Annotated in this window: 20 protein-coding genes; all 20 read left to right on the top strand. The window is 58.2% G+C overall.

Going from position 1 to position 18,356, the window contains the following annotated elements; genetic code table 11:
• Positions 1–18: 18 nt before the first annotated feature.
• The 20 genes from flhB (at position 19) to ccmE (ending at position 18,348) form a co-directional block, all read left to right on the top strand.
• Positions 19–1,149, top strand: coding sequence for a flagellar biosynthesis protein FlhB (gene flhB / locus PG900_RS07330; RefSeq protein ID WP_270801926.1), 1,131 nt, complete (start codon positions 19–21; stop codon positions 1,147–1,149).
• A gap of 107 nt (positions 1,150–1,256) precedes the next feature.
• Entirely contained in the window at positions 1,257–3,359 is a 2,103-nt protein-coding gene (gene flhA, locus PG900_RS07325; RefSeq protein ID WP_041217136.1) for a flagellar biosynthesis protein FlhA, read from the top strand.
• A 16-nt stretch (positions 3,360–3,375) separates the two neighbouring features.
• Positions 3,376–4,797, top strand: coding sequence for a flagellar biosynthesis protein FlhF (flhF, locus tag PG900_RS07320; RefSeq protein WP_227289922.1), 1,422 nt, complete (start codon positions 3,376–3,378; stop codon positions 4,795–4,797).
• A gap of 1 nt (position 4,798) precedes the next feature.
• Positions 4,799–5,674, top strand: a complete 876-nt coding sequence (locus PG900_RS07315; RefSeq protein WP_010634619.1) for a MinD/ParA family protein — start codon at positions 4,799–4,801, stop codon at positions 5,672–5,674.
• Positions 5,667–6,386 carry an RNA polymerase sigma factor FliA gene (locus PG900_RS07310; protein WP_017409955.1) on the top strand — a complete coding sequence of 240 codons (720 nt, stop codon included), beginning with the start codon at positions 5,667–5,669 and terminating at the stop codon, positions 6,384–6,386. The genes PG900_RS07315 and PG900_RS07310 overlap by 8 nt, the downstream gene beginning before the upstream one ends.
• 123 nt (positions 6,387–6,509) lie before the next feature.
• Complete coding sequence (cheY, locus tag PG900_RS07305; RefSeq protein ID WP_005298814.1) at positions 6,510–6,881, top strand: chemotaxis response regulator CheY; 372 nt, start codon at positions 6,510–6,512, stop codon at positions 6,879–6,881.
• Positions 6,882–6,893: 12 nt separating this feature from the next.
• Positions 6,894–7,634: a protein phosphatase CheZ gene (locus PG900_RS07300; protein ID WP_011705289.1), complete on the top strand. Its 741-nt coding sequence runs from the start codon at positions 6,894–6,896 to the stop codon at positions 7,632–7,634.
• An 11-nt stretch (positions 7,635–7,645) separates the two neighbouring features.
• Positions 7,646–9,835, top strand: coding sequence for a chemotaxis protein CheA (locus PG900_RS07295; RefSeq protein WP_270831183.1), 2,190 nt, complete (start codon positions 7,646–7,648; stop codon positions 9,833–9,835).
• Positions 9,836–9,867: 32 nt separating this feature from the next.
• Positions 9,868–10,983 (top strand): protein-glutamate methylesterase/protein-glutamine glutaminase, encoded by a 1,116-nt coding sequence (locus PG900_RS07290; protein WP_257684578.1) that lies wholly within the window; start codon positions 9,868–9,870, stop codon positions 10,981–10,983.
• 2 nt (positions 10,984–10,985) lie between these two features.
• The gene (locus PG900_RS07285; protein ID WP_024943899.1) at positions 10,986–11,723 is read left to right on the top strand and encodes a flagellar motor protein; all 738 of its coding nucleotides are present in this window, start codon (positions 10,986–10,988) and stop codon (positions 11,721–11,723) included.
• 2 nt (positions 11,724–11,725) lie between these two features.
• Positions 11,726–12,652, top strand: coding sequence for an OmpA family protein (locus PG900_RS07280; RefSeq protein WP_270831182.1), 927 nt, complete (start codon positions 11,726–11,728; stop codon positions 12,650–12,652).
• A gap of 4 nt (positions 12,653–12,656) precedes the next feature.
• Positions 12,657–13,451 carry a ParA family protein gene (locus tag PG900_RS07275; RefSeq protein ID WP_270831181.1) on the top strand — a complete coding sequence of 265 codons (795 nt, stop codon included), beginning with the start codon at positions 12,657–12,659 and terminating at the stop codon, positions 13,449–13,451.
• The gene (locus PG900_RS07270) at positions 13,448–14,320 is read left to right on the top strand and encodes a chemotaxis protein CheW (protein WP_270831180.1); all 873 of its coding nucleotides are present in this window, start codon (positions 13,448–13,450) and stop codon (positions 14,318–14,320) included. Before PG900_RS07275 ends, PG900_RS07270 begins: the two co-directional genes overlap by 4 nt.
• 69 nt (positions 14,321–14,389) lie before the next feature.
• A complete protein-coding gene (locus tag PG900_RS07265; protein ID WP_005298836.1) occupies positions 14,390–14,878 on the top strand; it encodes a chemotaxis protein CheW in 489 nt (162 codons plus the stop codon).
• Between the two features lie 18 nt (positions 14,879–14,896).
• Entirely contained in the window at positions 14,897–15,283 is a 387-nt protein-coding gene (locus PG900_RS07260) for a DUF2802 domain-containing protein (protein WP_011705296.1), read from the top strand.
• Between the two features lie 154 nt (positions 15,284–15,437).
• The gene (gene ccmA, locus PG900_RS07255; RefSeq protein ID WP_011705297.1) at positions 15,438–16,073 is read left to right on the top strand and encodes a cytochrome c biogenesis heme-transporting ATPase CcmA; all 636 of its coding nucleotides are present in this window, start codon (positions 15,438–15,440) and stop codon (positions 16,071–16,073) included.
• A 5-nt stretch (positions 16,074–16,078) separates the two neighbouring features.
• Positions 16,079–16,747 (top strand): heme exporter protein CcmB, encoded by a 669-nt coding sequence (ccmB, locus tag PG900_RS07250; protein WP_011705298.1) that lies wholly within the window; start codon positions 16,079–16,081, stop codon positions 16,745–16,747.
• Positions 16,748–16,910: 163 nt separating this feature from the next.
• Positions 16,911–17,651 (top strand): heme ABC transporter permease, encoded by a 741-nt coding sequence (locus tag PG900_RS07245; RefSeq protein ID WP_011705299.1) that lies wholly within the window; start codon positions 16,911–16,913, stop codon positions 17,649–17,651.
• A gap of 2 nt (positions 17,652–17,653) precedes the next feature.
• Positions 17,654–17,860, top strand: coding sequence for a heme exporter protein CcmD (gene ccmD / locus PG900_RS07240; protein ID WP_011705300.1), 207 nt, complete (start codon positions 17,654–17,656; stop codon positions 17,858–17,860).
• Entirely contained in the window at positions 17,857–18,348 is a 492-nt protein-coding gene (gene ccmE, locus PG900_RS07235) for a cytochrome c maturation protein CcmE (protein ID WP_011705301.1), read from the top strand. Before ccmD ends, ccmE begins: the two co-directional genes overlap by 4 nt.
• Positions 18,349–18,356 lie beyond the last annotated feature (8 nt).

The raw sequence follows: 18,356 nt of genomic DNA, 5'->3' as shown, positions 1-18,356 counted from the left end.
ACCTGTGCGGGGGTCAGCATGGCTGATACCGATCAGGAACGTACCGAACAACCCACGGGCAAACGACTGCAACAAGCCCGGGAAAAAGGGCAGATTGCACGATCCAAGGAGCTGGGTACCGCCAGCGTCCTGCTGGCGGCCGTGTTTGGCCTGCTGATGGTCAAGGAGAGCCTGGCCGGTGCCATGGTCAAGGTACTCACCATGGGCTTCACCCTGGATCGGGATCAGGCGTTCGATCCCAATGCCATGATGACCATGCTGCCTGCCCTGCTGCGGGAGCTGCTGCACCCCCTCGGTCTGCTGTTCATGCTGGTGGCCATCGCCGCCTTCGTGGGCAACACTCTGATGGGGGGGATGAACTTCTCCTCCGAGGCCATGCTGCCAAAGTGGAGCAAGCTGAGCCCGCTCAACGGCATCAAGCGGATGTTCGGGGTGCAATCCCTGGTCGAGCTGGTCAAGTCCATCGCCAAGGTGGTGTTCATCTCCCTGTTCGCCTGGTGGATGCTCTCCAGCCAGTTCAACCACCTGCTCAATCTCTCCCTCGAGGGTTACCCAGGCGGCATCATAGACGCACTGGATCTGCTGCTGTGGATGCTGATCATCCTCTGCTGCGCCCTCATTCCCATCGTGGCCATCGACGTACCGTTCCAGCAGTGGAACCACATGCGCCAGCTCAAGATGACTAAGCAGGAGGTCAAGGACGAGTTCAAGGACAGCGAAGGCAAACCCGAGGTGAAGGGGCGGATCCGCCGCTTGCAGATGGAGATGGCGATGCGCCGCATGATGGGGGATGTGCCCAAGGCGGACGTGGTGATCACCAACCCGACGCACTACTCGGTGGCACTCAAGTACGATACGGCCAAGCCGGGCAGCGCGCCCAAGGTTGTGGCCAAGGGCACCGATGAAATCGCGATGAAGATCAGAGAGATAGCCAGGGAGTACGAGATCCCGGTGATGCCGTCCCCGGCGTTGACCCGCGCCATCTACCACGCCACCGAGATTGGTCACGAGATCCCGGAAGGGCTGTTTGCTGCCGTGGCCCAGGTGCTGGCCTATGTCTATCAGCTCCAGAAGTTCCGTCGTGGCCGTGGTCGCCGCCCCAATCCGCTGGCCAAGGATCTGCCCATTCCAACCGAATTCCGCAAATGACAAACTTCTGACACAGTAAAAATAAAATCATTGTATTTCAATATCTTGTATTATTGGCTTGATGTTTGCTTTAATCTGGCATCAGCGGTTTGAGATTGAGAAAAACGATGAAACTCCAGGCATCATTGGGCCGTATCAAAGAGTACAAGTGGCTGTTGACCAAGGGCGTGGGGACGCCACTGCTGGTGCTGGCCTCTCTTGGCATGGTGGTGCTGCCCATTCCGCCGCTGATGCTGGATATCCTGTTTTCTTTCAACATCGCGCTCTCCATCGTGGTGCTGCTGGTGGCTGTCTACACCCGCCGCCCGCTTGAATTTGCCGCCTTTCCAACCGTCTTGCTGCTCGCCACCTTGCTGCGGCTGGCACTCAACGTCGCCTCTACCCGGGTGGTGCTGCTGGAAGGCCACAACGGCAGTGCGGCGGCCGGCCACGTGATCGAAGCCTTCGGCAACGTGGTGATCGGTGGCAACTACACGGTCGGCATCATCGTCTTTACGATCCTGATGATCATCAACTTCGTGGTGATCACCAAGGGTGCAGGGCGGATCGCCGAGGTGAGCGCCCGCTTCACCCTGGATGCCATGCCCGGCAAACAGATGGCCATCGATGCGGACTTGAACGCCGGCCTCATCAATCAGGAAGAGGCCAAGAAGCGCCGCCAGGACGTGACCCAGGAAGCCGACTTCTACGGCTCCATGGACGGTGCCTCGAAATTCGTGAAAGGGGATGCGGTGGCGGGGATCATGATCCTCTTCATCAACATCCTGGGCGGCTTCATCATCGGCATGGTGCAGCACCAGCTCACCTTCAGCGAAGCGGCCCAGATCTATACCCTGCTCGCCATCGGTGACGGTCTGGTGGCCCAGATCCCGTCGCTGCTGCTCTCCATCGCTGCCGCCATCATAGTGACCCGGCAGAACACGGATCAGGACATGGGCACCGCGGTGCTGGGCCAGTTGTTCGACAATCCCAAAGCCCTGATCATCTCGGCCGGTATCTTGCTGATGATGGGGTTGGTACCCGGCATGCCGCACTTTGCCTTCCTGAGTCTGGGTGCCATCGCCGCCGCCGGTGCCTGGTGGCTGCTGCGCCGCGAGAAACAGCTGGCGGCCAAGGTGGCCAAGGGTGAGCTGATGCCGGCGAGCTCGGAGCAGACCCACGAGCAGAAAGACCTGAGCTGGGACGACGTGATGCCGGTGGACATCATCGGGCTGGAGGTGGGTTATCAACTCATCCCGTTGGTGGATCGCAACCAGGGCGGTGAGCTGCTCAACCGGATCAAGGGGGTGCGCAAGAAGCTCTCCCAGGAGCTGGGTTTTCTGGTGCCTGCGGTGCATATCCGCGACAACCTGGATCTTGCCCCGAACCAATATCGCATCACCTTGATGGGAGTCAGCACCGGCGAGGCCAATGTTTACCATGATAAGGAAATGGCCATCAATCCGGGCCAGGTGTTCGGCCAGATCCAGGGGGTTGCAACCCGGGATCCCGCTTTCGGACTGGAGGCGGTGTGGGTTGCCAAGGAGCAGGTCTCCCAGGCGCAGACCCTTGGCTACACAGTGGTGGATACCGCGACCGTGGTGGCCACTCACCTGAGCCAGATCCTCTCCAACCATGCCGCCCTGCTGCTGGGCCATGACGAAGTACAACAGTTGCTCGACATGATTGGGAAGCACCAGAACAAGCTGGTGGAAGGGCTGGTTCCTGAGGTCATCAGCATGGGTAACCTCGTGAAGGTATTGCAGAATTTACTCAATGAAGGCGTGCCAATCCGCGATATGCGCACTATCCTGCAAACCCTGGTGGAATATGCCCCGCGCAGCCAGGATCCGGAAGTGCTGACGGCGGCCTGCCGTATCGCCCTGCGCCGGCTGATCGTGCAAGAGATTGCCGGCCCGGATCCCGAACTGCCGGTGATCACCTTGGCGCCGGAATTGGAACGTATATTGCATCAATCCCTGCAGGCAGGGGGTGGTGATGGTGCGGGCATCGAGCCGGGTCTGGCGGAGCGGATGCAACGCTCGCTGGTGGAAGCCACTCAACGACAAGAACTGGAAGGCCAACCGGCCGTGCTTCTGACATCAGGGATACTGCGCAATACCCTGGCGAAATTTGTCAAGAATGCCATTCCTGGATTGCGCGTTCTGTCTTATCAGGAAGTGCCTGATGACAAGCAAATCCGCATCGTCAGTGCGGTAGGACAGAACTAGTTAGCGGAGATGACGGGTGAAGATTAAGCGGTTTTTTGCCAAGGACATGCGAACGGCTCTGGCCGAGGTCAAGGAGACTCTCGGGCCCGATGCCGTCATCATGTCCAACAAGAAGGTCACCGGTGGGGTGGAGATAGTCGCCGCTGTCGATTATCAATCCCAGGTTCCGGGACCCAAAGATGCGCCGGTTCGCCGTCAGTTGAACGATGAGAGCGTCAATATCTCGTCTGCCGGACGGCAGATGACCCGCCCTGCACCGAGTCCGGCCCAGGAGCAGAACGAACATTATGCCGACACCTTGGCCGCCCTGCTGGCACGCCAGCAGAAGCTGAACCCGGCCCAGAACGGTCAGGCGGGCCAGAGCGGCGCCCCGTCGGCTGCTGCCAGCGGCGCGCCCCGCACTCTGGCCGAACAGGGACAATGGGGAGCAGCTCCCGAGCCCGCCAAACCGAAAGCGAGAGCCACCGCGCCTGGCCGTGCTCCCCAATCCCCCCAGCGGGATCAGGAGATGGAGGGGATGCGCAAGGAGATGGCCAGCATCCGCAAGCTGCTGGAGCACCAGATCTCCGGCCTGATGTGGCAGGAGGTGGAGCGTCGCGAGCCGATGCGTGCCCTGCTCATCAAGGAGCTCAAGAAGATAGGGTTTGACGATGCCTTTGCCGATCAGCTGGCTGGCCTTATCCCCGAGGATATGTCGATCCATCAGGCCATGGCCCAGTTGGCCGAGGTGTTGACGGCCCAGCTCAAGATCAGCGAAGACGAAATTCTGCGGCAGGGCGGGGCGGTTGCCCTGCTCGGGCCGACCGGGGTGGGCAAGACCACCACCATTGCCAAGCTGGCGGCGCGGTTTGCCATGAAGTATGGCGCCGAGCAGGTGGCGCTCATCACCACCGACAACTACCGGATCGGTGCCCATGAGCAGTTGCAGACCTATGGTCGCATCATGGGCTGCCCGGTGCGGCAGGTGCGGGATGCCGAGGAGCTGGCCAATGCGCTCTATCAGTTCCGCCACCGCCGGCTGGTGCTCATCGATACCGCCGGGGTGGGGCAGCGGGATATTCGGCTGACCGAGCAGCTCGATACCCTGGTCAAGAATGCCAAGGTGCGCATCCGCAGTTACCTGGTGATGTCGGCCACCTCCCAGCGTCGGGTGATGCAGGAAGCGGTGGACCATTTCCGGCGTATTCCATTGAGCGGCTGCATACTTACCAAATTGGATGAGAGTCTGAATCTGGGCGAAGTGATTAACGTGTGTATCCAGAATGCATTGCCCATCAGCTATATCACTGATGGACAAAGGGTTCCGGAAGATATTCAGGTCGCCAATGCGGCACAGCTCGTCGGCGCTGCCATGGGCTCGCTGGAGCGGGAAACAGAAGAACCCTATTTCTGGGGCACAGGCTTTGGCGAGGCCGAAGATTCGGAGTTTTATGAGTAACATGTATATGGATCAGGCGAGTGGTCTGCGCAAAATGCGTCAAAACAATCGAGTAAAAGTGATCGCCGTGTCTGGTGGCAAGGGGGGCGTCGGCAAGACCAACGTGACCCTGAACGTGGCGGGAGCCATGGCCGCCCAGGGCAAACGGGTGATGGTACTGGACGCCGACCTTGGCCTGGCCAACGTGGACGTCATGCTGGGGCTGCGGGTGCATCGCAACCTGTCCCACGTGCTGGCCGGCGAGTGCACCATCGACGACATCATCGTCGAGGGTCCTTACGGCATGATGATAGTGCCGGCCACCTCGGGTACCCAGTCCATGGTCGAGCTCTCGCCGGTGCAACACGCCGAGCTTATCCGCGCTTTCAGCGAGATGAAGACCCAGGTCGACATCCTGCTGGTGGATACGGCTGCCGGCATCTCCGACATGGTGCTGAGCTTCACCCGTGCGGCCCAGGACATCATGGTGGTGGTGTGCGATGAACCGACCTCCATCACGGATGCCTACGCCCTCATCAAGATCCTTTCCAAGGAGCACGGCGTCTTCCGCTTCAAGGTGGTGGCCAACATGGTTCGATCCTTGCGTGAAGGGCAGGAACTCTATGCCAAGCTGACCCGGGTCACCGACCGTTTCCTGGATACCTCGCTGGAACTGGTTGCCTGCGTCCCCTACGACACCAATCTGCGAGCCGCCGTGCGCAAGCAGAAGCTGATTGTCGAAGCCTTCCCCAAGTCCCCGGCCGCGCTGGCGTTCAGAGCGCTGGCCAACAAGGCGGCAAGCTGGCCCATTCCTAACCAACCCGGCGGTCATCTCGAATTTTTCCTGGAAAATTTGCTGCAAAAGCCGGTCATAGCACAGGAAGGTTCCCGTGAATAAAGCCCAAGCGTACTTGCGTCATCAGGATTCCTATGTGCTGGTCGAGCGTCATGCTCCGCTGGTGAAACGGATCGCCCAGCATTTGTTGGCTCGCCTGCCAAGCAGTGTCTTGCTGGATGACCTGATCCAGGCAGGTATGATTGGATTGCTCGAAGCCTCCCGCAATTTTGACGGCAGCAAGGGGGCGAGCTTTGAAACCTACGCCGGGATCCGCATCCGCGGTTCCATGCTCGACGAGATCCGGCGGGGTGACTGGGTGCCGCGTTCGGTCCACCGCAACAGCCGTACCATCGCCGAAGCCATCGAAAATGTTGAACAAGCCCATGGCCGTGATGCCCGCGATAGCGAGGTAGCCGCCCAGATGGGGGTCAGCCTTGGTGAGTATCACGCCATGCTGCAGGATGTCTCCTGCGGCAAGATCATCGGCATCGAAGATCTTGGCGTCAGCGAGGATGTCATTGGCCACCCCGATGACGAGCCGGGCAGCAACGGGTTTGATGAACTGGCCGCCGAGCGTTTTCAAGGGGCGCTGGCCGAACACATTGGCCGCTTGCCGGAGCGGGAAGCGCTGGTGCTCTCCCTTTACTACGATGAAGAACTGAACTTGCGTGAAATAGGCGAGGTATTGAACGTCAGCGAGTCTCGCGTGAGCCAGATACACAGTCAGGCGATGCACAGATTACGCGCGCGTTTAAGAGATTGGCATGTATAAGTGTTTGTACTGGCTACACTGAAACAAAACTCTAAGGCATAATCCGCAAAACAAAACCTGCGATCTGCATCATGTAAGTGAGCCGCTCTGGCGGCTATTTAGGAGGGAATTTTGGACAAGAACATGAAAATCCTCATTGTTGACGATTTTTCAACGATGCGCCGGATTATCAAGAACTTGCTGCGTGACTTGGGATTCAACAATACCCACGAAGCAGACGATGGCAACACGGCCTTGCCAATGTTGAAAAATGGTGATTTTCAATTTGTCGTGACCGACTGGAACATGCCGGGCATGCAAGGTATAGACCTGCTCAAGGCTATTCGTGTCGATGACAAACTCAAACACCTGCCGGTGCTGATGGTGACTGCCGAAGCGAAACGCGAGCAGATCATTGAAGCTGCCCAGGCCGGCGTCAATGGCTATATCGTCAAGCCTTTCACTGCTGCAACGCTCAAAGAGAAACTCGACAAAATCTTTGAACGAATCGGCTAAGGAGCAGCAGGGATGAAGGCCAAAACGAGTGCAATGATTTCGCTCGATCAGGCAAGGATGCTTGTTGCCCATCTTGAGCAAGGTGAATTTGAACAGGCCGACACTCTCATCGCCGATGCGTGTGCTCCCAATGCGGCGGCCCTGTTTGACAAAGTGGGTCAGTTGACCCGACAACTGCATGATTCCCTACAAGATTTTCGGCTAGATCCACGGATCCCCGATCTGGCCACCCATGAAATCCCCGATGCGCGGGAGCGACTCAGTTATGTCATCGACATGACGGACAAAGCGGCCAATCGCACCATGGATGCCGTGGAAGCCAGTCTACCGATTGCCGATCGACTAAATGACAATATTCAGCTTGTTCTGCCCAACTGGAATGCCCTGATGAGCAGAGAGATGAGTGTTGGGCAGTTCAAGTCTTTGTGTCACCAACTGGATGATTTCATTAAGGCTTCTGAATCTGATGCCGATAAATTACGGCAACTGCTGACAGAAATCCTGATGGCGCAAGATTTTCAGGATTTGACCGGCCAGATGATCCGCAAGGTCATCAAGTTGGTTCAGGAAGTTGAAACTAAATTAATAGAAATGCTGACTATGTTTGGTGAGGCATCTGCTGAGCACTCTTCTCGCAGCCTTCCTGTAAGCGGGATTGAAGCTGAAGGCCCCATCATGAACCCTGAGACTCGTTCCGATGTGGTCAATGGTCAGGATGATGTGGACGATCTGCTGTCTAGCCTGGGATTTTAATGGAGTGACGCATGGCCTTCGAAGTTGATGAAGACATACTGCAAGACTTTTTGGTCGAAGCATCCGAAATATTGGAACAGTTGTCTGAACAACTGGTCGACTTGGAAAAGCGGCCCGATGACAAGAATCTGTTGAATGCCATATTTCGCGGCTTCCATACCGTCAAAGGCGGTGCCGGCTTTCTCTCGCTGACCGAATTAGTGGATGTTTGTCACGGTGCCGAGAACGTGTTCGATATCTTGCGCAATGGCAAGCGGACCGTTACCGCCGAGTTGATGGATGTCATTTTGCAGGCGCTGGATGCCATCAATGTGATGTTTGCCCAGGTGCAGAATCGCGAACCGCCAAGCCCGGCTTCCGCTGAAATCCTGCACGACCTGCATGAGCTCTGCAAGCCTGAAGGGGAAGAGCAGCTGTTGACCGCCTCTGCGGGTGGCAATGCGGCGTCCGAAGAGATGGCCCCTGCCGTTGAAGAGGTGGTCGAGGTGGCCGCAGTCATCCCGGAACCTGTCGCCGATCCCGTCCCCGCGTCTTCCGTGGTCAGTGGTGGGGGATCCATCGACGAGATCTCCGCCGATGAATTCGAGCGCCTGCTCGATGAACTGCATGGGGTGGGAGGCGCACCAACGGCTGCCGCCAGTCCTGTGGTGGCAAGCTCTGGTGATATTACCGACGATGAATTCGAGGCTCTGCTCGATCAGCTGCATGGTCAGGGCCAACATGGCGGTGCCCCTGAAAGCAATCCATTGAAATCAGTACAGAAAGAAGTCGATGAACTGATCGATGACGATGAATTTGAGCGACTGCTGGATGAACTGCACGGTCGTGGCCAGGGGCCGCAAACCAGTATTACGCCGCCAGCAGCGCCTGTGCAGGCCGCGGTAGCACCCGCTGCCGCCACGCCAGCTCCGGCAGCCAAGCCAGCCCCGGCACCGGCTGCCGCCAAACCGGCTGCTGCACCGGCAAAACCGGCACCAGCCCCTGCGCCAGCCAAGCAACCGGCCCCTGCGCCTGCTGACAACGCAGTGCAAAGTGATACCACCGTGCGGGTGGATACCAAGACACTGGACGTCATCATGAACATGGTGGGTGAGCTGGTATTGGTGCGCAATCGTCTGGTCAGCCTTGGTATTGCCAGCAACGATGAAGACATGTCAAAAGCGGTTGCCAACCTGGATGTGGTGACGGCAGATCTGCAGGGTGCGGTGATGAAAACCCGCATGCAGCCTATCAAGAAAGTGTTTGGTCGCTTCCCGCGCGTTGTTCGTGATTTGGCTCGTACTCTCAAGAAAGAAATTGAGCTGGTGATGGTCGGGGAAGAGACGGATCTGGACAAGAACCTGGTTGAAGCGCTGGCTGACCCGCTGGTTCACCTGGTGCGCAACTCCTGTGACCATGGGGTTGAAATGCCGGATGTCCGCGAGAAAGCTGGTAAGCCACGGCAGGGTACCATTACCCTGAGCGCTTCCCAGCAGGGCGATCATATCTTGCTGTCCATCGAAGATGATGGTGCCGGTATGGACCCCGAGAAGCTTAAGTCCATCGCTATCAGCCGTGGTGTGCTGGATGCTGATACGGCGGCGCGAATGAGTGACAACGATGCCTATAACCTGATCTTCGCCCCCGGTTTTTCTACCAAGTCCGAGATCTCGGATATCTCCGGCCGTGGTGTCGGGATGGACGTGGTGAAGACCAGTATCGTCAGCCTGAATGGCTCGGTGCATATCGATTCGACCTGGGGCAAGGGCACCCGTCTTGAAATCAAAGTACCGCTGACCCTGGCCATTCTGCCGACCTTGATGGTGGAAGTAGGTGAGCAGACCTTCGCGCTGCCGCTGGGTTGTGTGAACGAGATTTTCCATCTGGATCTCAAGAAGGCCAACATGGTGGATGGACAGCTCACCATCATAGTGCGTGAAAAAGCCATCCCGCTCTTCTATCTGTACAACTGGCTGGTCAGAGGCAAACACAAGAAGTCACGGCAGGATACGGGTCATGTGGTGATCGTGCAGATTGGCACGCAGCAGATCGGTTTTGTCGTGGATAACCTGATTGGCCAGGAAGAAGTGGTGATCAAGCCGCTGGACAGCTTGTTGCAAGGTACTCCAGGCATGGCGGGAGCCACCATCACCAGCGATGGCGGTATTGCACTCATTCTGGATGTGCCGAGTCTGCTCAAGGCGTATGCCCGTAGACATTGATAGCCCAGGCCCAAGGAGTTAGAAAAATAACAATGGCAGTCAAGGTATTAGTTGTCGACGATTCGAGCTTCTTCCGTCGTCGGGTCAGCGAGATCATCACTCAGGATCCCATGCTGACGGTGATCGATACGGCTCAAAATGGACGCGAAGCCGTGGACAAGGCGATCCAGCTGCGCCCGGATGTGATCACCATGGACATCGAGATGCCCGTGATGGATGGCATCAGCGCCGTACGCGAGATCATGGCCAAGTGTCCGACTCCGATCCTGATGTTCTCCTCTTTGACCCATGAAGGGGCCAAGGCGACGCTGGATGCGCTGGATGCCGGGGCGCTCGATTTCCTGCCCAAGAAATTTGAAGATATCGCCCGTGACAAGGATGAGGCTGTTCGCTTGTTGCAGCAGCGAGTCAAGGAGATTTCTCGCAAGCGTTTCCTGATGGCGGCACCTGCTCGTCCCAAAGCGCCTGAGCCCGCAGCCCGTTCCCCGCTGGGCAGCCCAATCGCCCGGCCAGCAGAGCGTCAGGCCGAGCCGCCGCGAGCCATGCCTGCGGCTGCCTTCAAACGCAGTGGCAAGAGTTATCAGCTGGTGGCCATCGGTACCTCGACGGGGGGCCCGGTTGCGCTGCAGAATGTGTTGACCAAATTACCCGGTGATTTCCCTCATCCCATCTTGTTGATCCAGCATATGCCGGCAACCTTTACCGCCGCGTTTGCCGCTCGCCTCAACGGTCTGTGCCAGATCGGAGTCAAGGAAGCGGAAGATGGCGATGTGCTCAAACCTGGCCATGCCTACCTGGCTCCGGGCGGCAAGCAGATGCTGCTGGAAGGGCGTGGTGCGGGTGCCCGCATCCGGATTGTCGAGGGCAATGACAAGGTGAATTACAAGCCATGCGTCGACATCACCTTTGCGTCAGCTGCCAAAACCTATGCCGACAAGGTGCTCGCCATCGTGTTGACCGGGATGGGGGCGGATGGTCGGGATGGTGCGCGTCTGCTCAAGGAGCAGGGCTCTACCATCTGGGCACAGGATGAAGCCTCCTGCGTGGTATATGGCATGCCACAAGCGGTTGCCAAAGCCGGCATCGCCACGGAATCACTGCCGCTGGATCGGGTTGCACAACGAATCCTGGTTGAGCTGGGCCGCTAACGATGGGCATGTTCGGCCTGATCCTGGCACTGGGAGCCATCGCCATTGCCCAGTTATGGCATGGCGGCAACCTGCTCACCCTGCTTGACGGGCCTGCTTTCGTCATCGTGGTGGGGGGAACTTGGGGGGCGGTGATTTTGCAGACGCCACGCAAGTTTCTGCTGGAAGCGATCAGACAGACCCGTTGGATGTTGCTGCCTCCCGCCTGGGATCTGGTCGCCCAGGCCGAGCGACTGCAAGCCTGGGCCGTGTTTGCACGTCAGCAGGGGTTGCTGGCGCTGGAGAACCAGGCCGATCAGGAGAGCGACGAATTTACCCGGCAGGGGCTCACCATGATAGTGGACGGGGTGTCGATAGATGATATTCGCATGCTGCTCGAAGCAGATATCGACATCGAGCAGGAGCGAAACGAACACTCCGCCAGAGTCTTTGAAGCCATGGGAGGCTACAGTCCGACCATAGGTATCATTGGTGCCGTGATTGGACTTATCCAGGCCATGTTTCATCTGGAAGAACCCGCCTCGCTGGGTGCCGGTATCGCCGTTGCGTTTGTCGCCACTATTTACGGGGTTGGCTTTGCCAACCTGTTATACCTGCCGATTGCCAACCGGTTGCGGGCTTTTCACTATCATTACGCCCTGTTTCAGGAGATGACGCTGGAAGGCTTGATGGCAATCGCCCACGGCGAAAATGGTCCTCAGGTTGAACGGCGGTTGAAGGCTTATCTGAAGGGAGAATAGCCATGCGCAAGCGCTACCGTTTGCATCTGCAAGGTCGGGAACATCTCGACCGCTGGCTGGTTTCCTACGCCGATTACATGACGCTGATCTTTGCCCTGTTCGTGGTGCTCTATTCGGTGGCGCTGGTCAACAAAGACAAGTATCGCGCGGTCATCGATGGCATGACCCAGGCATTCAACGTCATGCAGCCACGTAGCGACGGTTTGCTGGAAGGGCAGGGGAAGTCGTTGTTGAACAACGAGGTATCTGCCGCCTCCTCGGTTCTGGAGAGCGCCAAAGCGCGCTCACCCTCTTTGGCTCCCATCTCAGGTGTTCCCATCGCGCAAGATGGTATGACTCTTGCGAAGATCGATACGCAATTGCAGGAGAGCATGGGTTCTCTGGTCGATGCCGGGGTGGTCAAGTTGACGCTCAATGACAACTGGTTGACCGTAGAGTTGAGTTCCGGTCTGTTGTTCGGCAGCGGCAGCGCCTTCATGAGTACCAATGCCGATCCCGTGCTAAATACTCTTTCAAGTATTCTAAAGCAGGTCGATAACTATGTAAGAGTGCGCGGTTATACCGATAACCAGCAGATAAATAATGAAATTTTTCGCTCCAACTGGACGTTGTCTGCGGCAAGGGCGGAAGCCGTGCTCACCGCACTCATCGCCAAAGGGATAGCGCCGCAGCGGTTGGCCTATGAAGCTTACGGGGAGTTTTCTCCCTTCACGGACAACAGTACCGAGCAAGGGCGCTTACAGAATCGCAAGGTGGTGGTCGCTATTTCCAAGTTCGCCTGGGTACCACCTGCTCCGGTATCAACTCCCCCGGTGCAGCCTGTAGCGGAAACGCAAGTGCCGGCAGTGCAACAGGCGGTTGAGGCAGGAGAGGTCAAGGTGATCACGCTGCCAGGTGGTGGCATACGCATAACAACGAGGCAGGATTGATACAGTGATTGTTTGGACGGTTGCCAACCAAAAGGGTGGGGTCGGTAAAACCACCACAGTGGTCTCGCTGGCCGGTATTCTGGCCCAACGCGGCCAGCGGGTGCTGTTGATTGACACCGACCCTCATGCCTCCCTGACCTCTTATCTCGATTTTGATTCCGACCGGCTGGATGGCACTCTTTATGAGCTGTTTCAGGCGGTCAAACCAACGGCAGAGCTCGTCAATAAACTGACGCTGCGCACCAAGTTTGACAACATTCACCTGCTGCCCGCGTCAATCACCCTGGCGACCCTGGATCGGGTGATGGGTAACCGTGAGGGGATGGGGCTGGTACTCAAGCGTGCACTGCTGCGCATTCAGGATCAGTACGATTATGTGCTGATCGACTGCCCGCCCGTCTTGGGGGTCATGATGGTCAATGCGCTGGCGGCGTGTGACCGGATCCTGGTGCCTGTGCAGACCGAGTTTCTGGCGCTCAAAGGGCTGGAGCGGATGATGAAGACGTTTGAAATCATGCAACGTTCCAAGCGGGAGAAGTTCCGTTATACCGTCATTCCCACCATGTTTGACAAGCGAACCCGTGCCTCGCTGATGACTCTGCAGTCCATCAAGGAGCAGCACGGCAATGCGGTATGGAATGCCGTCATACCCATAGATACCAAATTCCGGGATGCCAGTTTGCTTCACATTCCCCCCTCCATCTATTCGCCGAGCAGCCGTGGCACCTATGCCTATGAGACCCTGCTCAACTATCTTGATGCGCAAGAGCGTCAGCGTACTCATGAGGCGACATCATGAGAGATACCACCCAAGTTCGGGCCATGGATGATTACTTCCACTCCCTGTTGCTGGATGATGCGCTGCTGCTGGATTCGTCTGACGAGCCTGACTCTGCCCCCGTCATCCAGCTACAGCGTCAGCCCCAGCCGGTTATCGATAATGTGGTGCAACCCTATCTGGAAGCGGATCAACGGCTGGAGCAGTTGAGTGAATTGCTGGCTCAGGTCGGTCAGGTGCAGTTTGAAATCGACGCGCTGAGCCATGAAGAGGTTGTCAGCGAGCCGCTCCAGATTGAGGCAGAAGATGCCCTGCTGCCCGTCGAGCCAGTCTGGCCCGAAGTGATGCCCGAGCCTGCAGCTGCGGATCCTGCCACGCTGGTGGTGACAGAGACCGATGTTGCACTGGCGCCACAGGAGGAGGTTGCACCCTCCACTTGGGAGAATATCGATACCGGCAAGGAGTTTCAGGCGCTGTTCTTTGAGGTCGCCGGTGTCACCTTTGCGGTGCCGTTGACCGAGCTTGGCGGCATTCATCAATTGGGAGAGGTGAACACCCTGTTTGGTCAGCCAGGCTGGTACAAGGGGATCATGACTTCCCGCGAACAGAAGATGAACGTGGTGGACACGGCGCAGTGGGTCATGCCCGGCCAGCATCTGGAAGTGCCTGATTACAAGTATTTGATCATGCTGGGTGAATCTCCCTGGGGACTTGCCTGCCATCATCTGAAGGGAACGGAGTTATTGCATCGTGACCAGGTCAAATGGCGCCATCAGGAAGGTAAACGCCCCTGGCTGGCGGGCATGGTCAAGGAGAAGATGTGTGCCCTGCTGCACGTGAAGGAATTGCTCCTGTTGCTGGAGCGCGGGGTCAACATAGAAGGTCGCTGATAACTTCTGCACTCGGGCTGTTTTATTGCTAGTTTTACCAGTAGACGTTTTCATAAAAGGAATAAAAACATGACAGAAAAGCGCAATATTGCACAGAATCTGGCCGAAGATGAAGTGCTGCAATGGGTCACCTTCCAGCTGGAAAATGAAACCTACGGCATCAACGTGATGCAGGTGCAGGAGGTGCTGCGCTACACCGAGATCGCCCCTGTGCCCGGTGCACCCGAGTATGTACTGGGCATCATCAACCTGCGCGGCAACGTGGTGACCGTCATCGATACCCGTTCCCGTTTCGGCCTGCCCTCCGGCGATGTGAGTGAGAACTCGCGTATCGTCATCATCGAGGCGGAGAAGCAGGTGATCGGCATCATGGTCGACAGCGTGGCCGAGGTGGTTTATCTGCGCTCCTCCGAGATCGACGCGGCCCCGGCGGTGGGTACCGAAGAGAGTGCCAAGTTCATTCAGGGTGTCAGCAACCGCGATGGTCAGCTGTTGATCCTGGTCGATCTGAACAAGCTGCTCTCCGATGAAGAGTGGGAAGATATCGGTTCCCTCTGATAGGAAGATAATGTGTTGATGATTGAAATTGCCGCCTTGGGGTTGTCCTTGCTGGCGTTGGTGCTGGCCCTGTATGGGGTGATTGGCAGCCGACGTGGCCAGCGAGAGTCCGAGGCCAGGGTGGAGACGCTGCAAGGGCAGCTCGAGAGCCTGCGCAAGCAGATGATGGAGCTGCATACCGGGGCCATCGGCATGGGCCAGCGTCTGCAATCCGTCGAAGGGGCCATGCAGCAGATCAACGATCGCCAGCAGGAGCTGACCCTGCAGGATCCGGAACGCCGTCTGTACAGCCGCGCCGCCAAGATGGTGGAACTCGGTGCCGACCTCGATGAGGTCATGAACGAATGTGAATTGCCTAAGGCCGAGGCTGAATTGTTGATTTCATTGCGAAAAGGCCGCTCATGAATGTTCGGGAAGGCATCCGCCTTCCTGATTTTCTTCCCCCCTCTTCAAGGCGGGATCTCCCCCACAAATCCTGCTGATAATTGGCATCTTTGAAAAGACGCTTCCCGATACTGTGTTAATATGCAGGCCGCTTCTTTTCACTGATTACATCCTCATGCTGCTTCAAATTCACAATCTGAGCTGCGTGCGTGAAGATCGCACTCTGTTTGAACATCTCTCCTTTGCGGTGGCTCCCGGTGATCTGGTGCAAATTGAAGGCCCCAACGGGGTAGGGAAGACCAGCCTGCTGCGCTTGCTGACCGGCTTGTCGCAACCCTTTGCCGGTGAAGTGTGCTGGAATGGCGAAAATATCCGCAGTTGCCGCGATGAATATCACGCCAATCTGCTCTATCTCGGTCACCAGCCTGGCGTCAAGGCTGCCCTGACACCGCTCGAAAACCTCGCCTTTTACCAGAAACTGCACCATGCGGCCGATACCAGCGTGGATCTGTGGCGGGTGCTGGCCCAGGTCGGTCTGGCCGGGTTTGAAGACAACCCCACCGGTCAGCTCTCTGCCGGCCAGCAGCGCCGTGTCGCGCTGGCCCGCCTGTGGCTCAGCGACAAGCCGGCGCTCTGGATCCTGGATGAGCCGTTCACCGCCATCGACAAGCAGGGGGTGAAGGTGCTGGAACGGCTGTTCCTGACCCACGCCGAACGAGGGGGCATGGTGATCCTCACCACCCATCAGGACATGACCCTGATGCAGGGACGGTTGAAGACCCTCTCTCTCACGCCCTTGCTGCAGGAGTAGTTCTGATGTTGCGCGCCGTAATGCACCTGATCCACCGCGAGTTATTGATGGCCCTGCGCCAGCGCTCCGACATCCTCAACCCGCTCTGGTTTTTCCTCATCGTCATCACCCTGTTTCCGTTAGGGATCGGCCCCGAGCCCAAGCTGCTGGCCCGCATCGCTCCCGGCATCATCTGGGTGGCCGCCTTGCTGGCGGCCATGCTGTCGCTGGAACGGCTGTTTCGCGACGACTTCGGCGACGGTGCGCTGGAGCAGATGATGCTGATGCCCCATCCGCTGGGCTTGCTGGCGCTGGCCAAAGTGATCGCTCACTGGTTGCTGACTGGCCTGCCACTGCTGCTCATCTCTCCGCTGCTCGCCATTTTGCTGTCGCTGGACATGAACACTTATCTGGCGGTGGTCGCCACCCTGGCGCTGGGGACGCCCGTGCTGAGCCTGCTCGGGGCGGTCGGCGTCGCCCTGACGGTCGGTTTGCGCAAGGGGGGGGTACTGCTCAGCCTGCTGATCCTGCCGCTCTATATTCCGGTACTGATTTTTGCCACCTCCGCCATCGATGCGGCGGGGATGGGGCTGCCCTATTCGGGGCAGCTGGCGATTCTGGGGGCCATGCTGGCCGGTGCGCTGACCCTGACCCCGCTGGCGGTCTCGGCGGCGCTGCGAGTCAGCGTGAATTGACGAAAGCGTCTGAAAAAGTGGCCATGGAAGGGCCGTTATAAAAAATATAATTGAGATAGATCAAGAGGATGGCTGCTTATTGCTTTCGGGGGATGTGATGTTTTCCGGCAGTGGGTATGGTAGGCCTCGCCACGATATTAATAACAGAAAGGTTTTGTGAGCTATGTGGAAATGGTTGCACCCTTACGCTAAACCCGAGCGCGCGTACCAGTTGGCAGGGACCCTGCTGCCCTGGTTTGCCGTGACAAGCCTGCTGGCATTCATCATCGGCACCCTCTGGGGGCTGGCCTTTGCACCTGCGGATTATCAGCAGGGCGACTCCTTCCGGATCATCTACATCCATGTTCCGGCCGCGATCCTCTCCATGGGGGCCTACTCCACCATGGCGGTGGCCGCCTTCATCGGCCTGGTGTGGCAGTTACGGATGGCGGACATGACGGTGGCCGCGGTCGCGCCGGTCGGCGCCGTGTTCACCTTCATCGCACTGTTTACCGGCGCCGCCTGGGGCAAACCCATGTGGGGCACCTGGTGGGTGTGGGATGCACGACTCACCTCCGAGCTGATCCTGCTGTTCCTCTACCTCGGTGTCATCGCCCTCTACAACGCCTTCAGCGACAAGGTGCTGGCCGGTCGCGCCGCCGGCATCCTGGCGCTGGTGGGGGTGATCAACCTGCCCATCATCCACTACTCGGTGGAGTGGTGGAACACCCTGCACCAGGGCGCCAGCATCACCAAGTTTGACAAGCCTTCCATCTCGCCCGAGATGCTGTGGCCGCTGCTCATCATGATCCTGGCCTTTGCCGCTTTCCTCGGGGCCCTCTCCCTGATGCGTTTTCGAAACGAGCTCTTGATGCGGGAGTGGCACCGCCCCTGGGTCAAAGAGATAGCCGAGCAGGAGAAGTAAGCATGCACTTTGCCTCATTCAGTGACTTTCTGGCGATGGGCGGTTACGCCTTCTACGTCTGGCTCTCTTTCGGTCTGACCCTGCTCTGCCTGGTCGGCATCGTCATTTCCACCCGTATGAAAACCCGCGCCCTGCTCGGTGAACTGCGCAACAAGCAGGCGCGCGAGGCCCGCCGCAAGGCGGCCCAGCAGATGGAGAACACCCTATGAACCCGAGACGCAAGAAACGCCTCACCATCATCCTGGCGATCAGTGCCGGGCTTGCCGCGGTGATCGGCCTGGTGCTCTATGCCCTCAGCCAGAACATCGATCTCTTCTACACCCCGAGCGAGCTGGTGGAGGGCAAGGGCCCGGACAAGATCAAGCCGGAAGAGGGACAGCGCCTGCGCATCGGCGGTCTGGTGGTACCGGGTTCGGTACAGCGGGATCCCCAGAGCCTCAAGGTGGCCTTCAAGCTGGTGGACAACGGCGGGCATCTGGTGACCGTCGAGTTTGACGGCATCCTGCCGGACCTGTTCCGTGAGGGGCAGGGCATCGTCGCCCAGGGCACCCTCAAGGATGCCACCACGGTCGCCGCCTTCGAGGTGCTGGCCAAGCACGATGAGAACTACATGCCGCCGGAAGTGGCCGATGCTACCAACGGCATGCACTTCAAGCCGGAATATACCGAGGCGCAGCTGAAGGGGAGCAAGCAATGATCCCGGCA

The sequence above is a fragment of the Aeromonas sp. QDB03 genome, assembly GCF_027707985.1.
Taxonomy (GTDB): Bacteria; Pseudomonadota; Gammaproteobacteria; order Enterobacterales; family Aeromonadaceae; genus Aeromonas; species Aeromonas hydrophila.
This window is presented reverse-complemented; position numbering and strand designations above follow the sequence as displayed.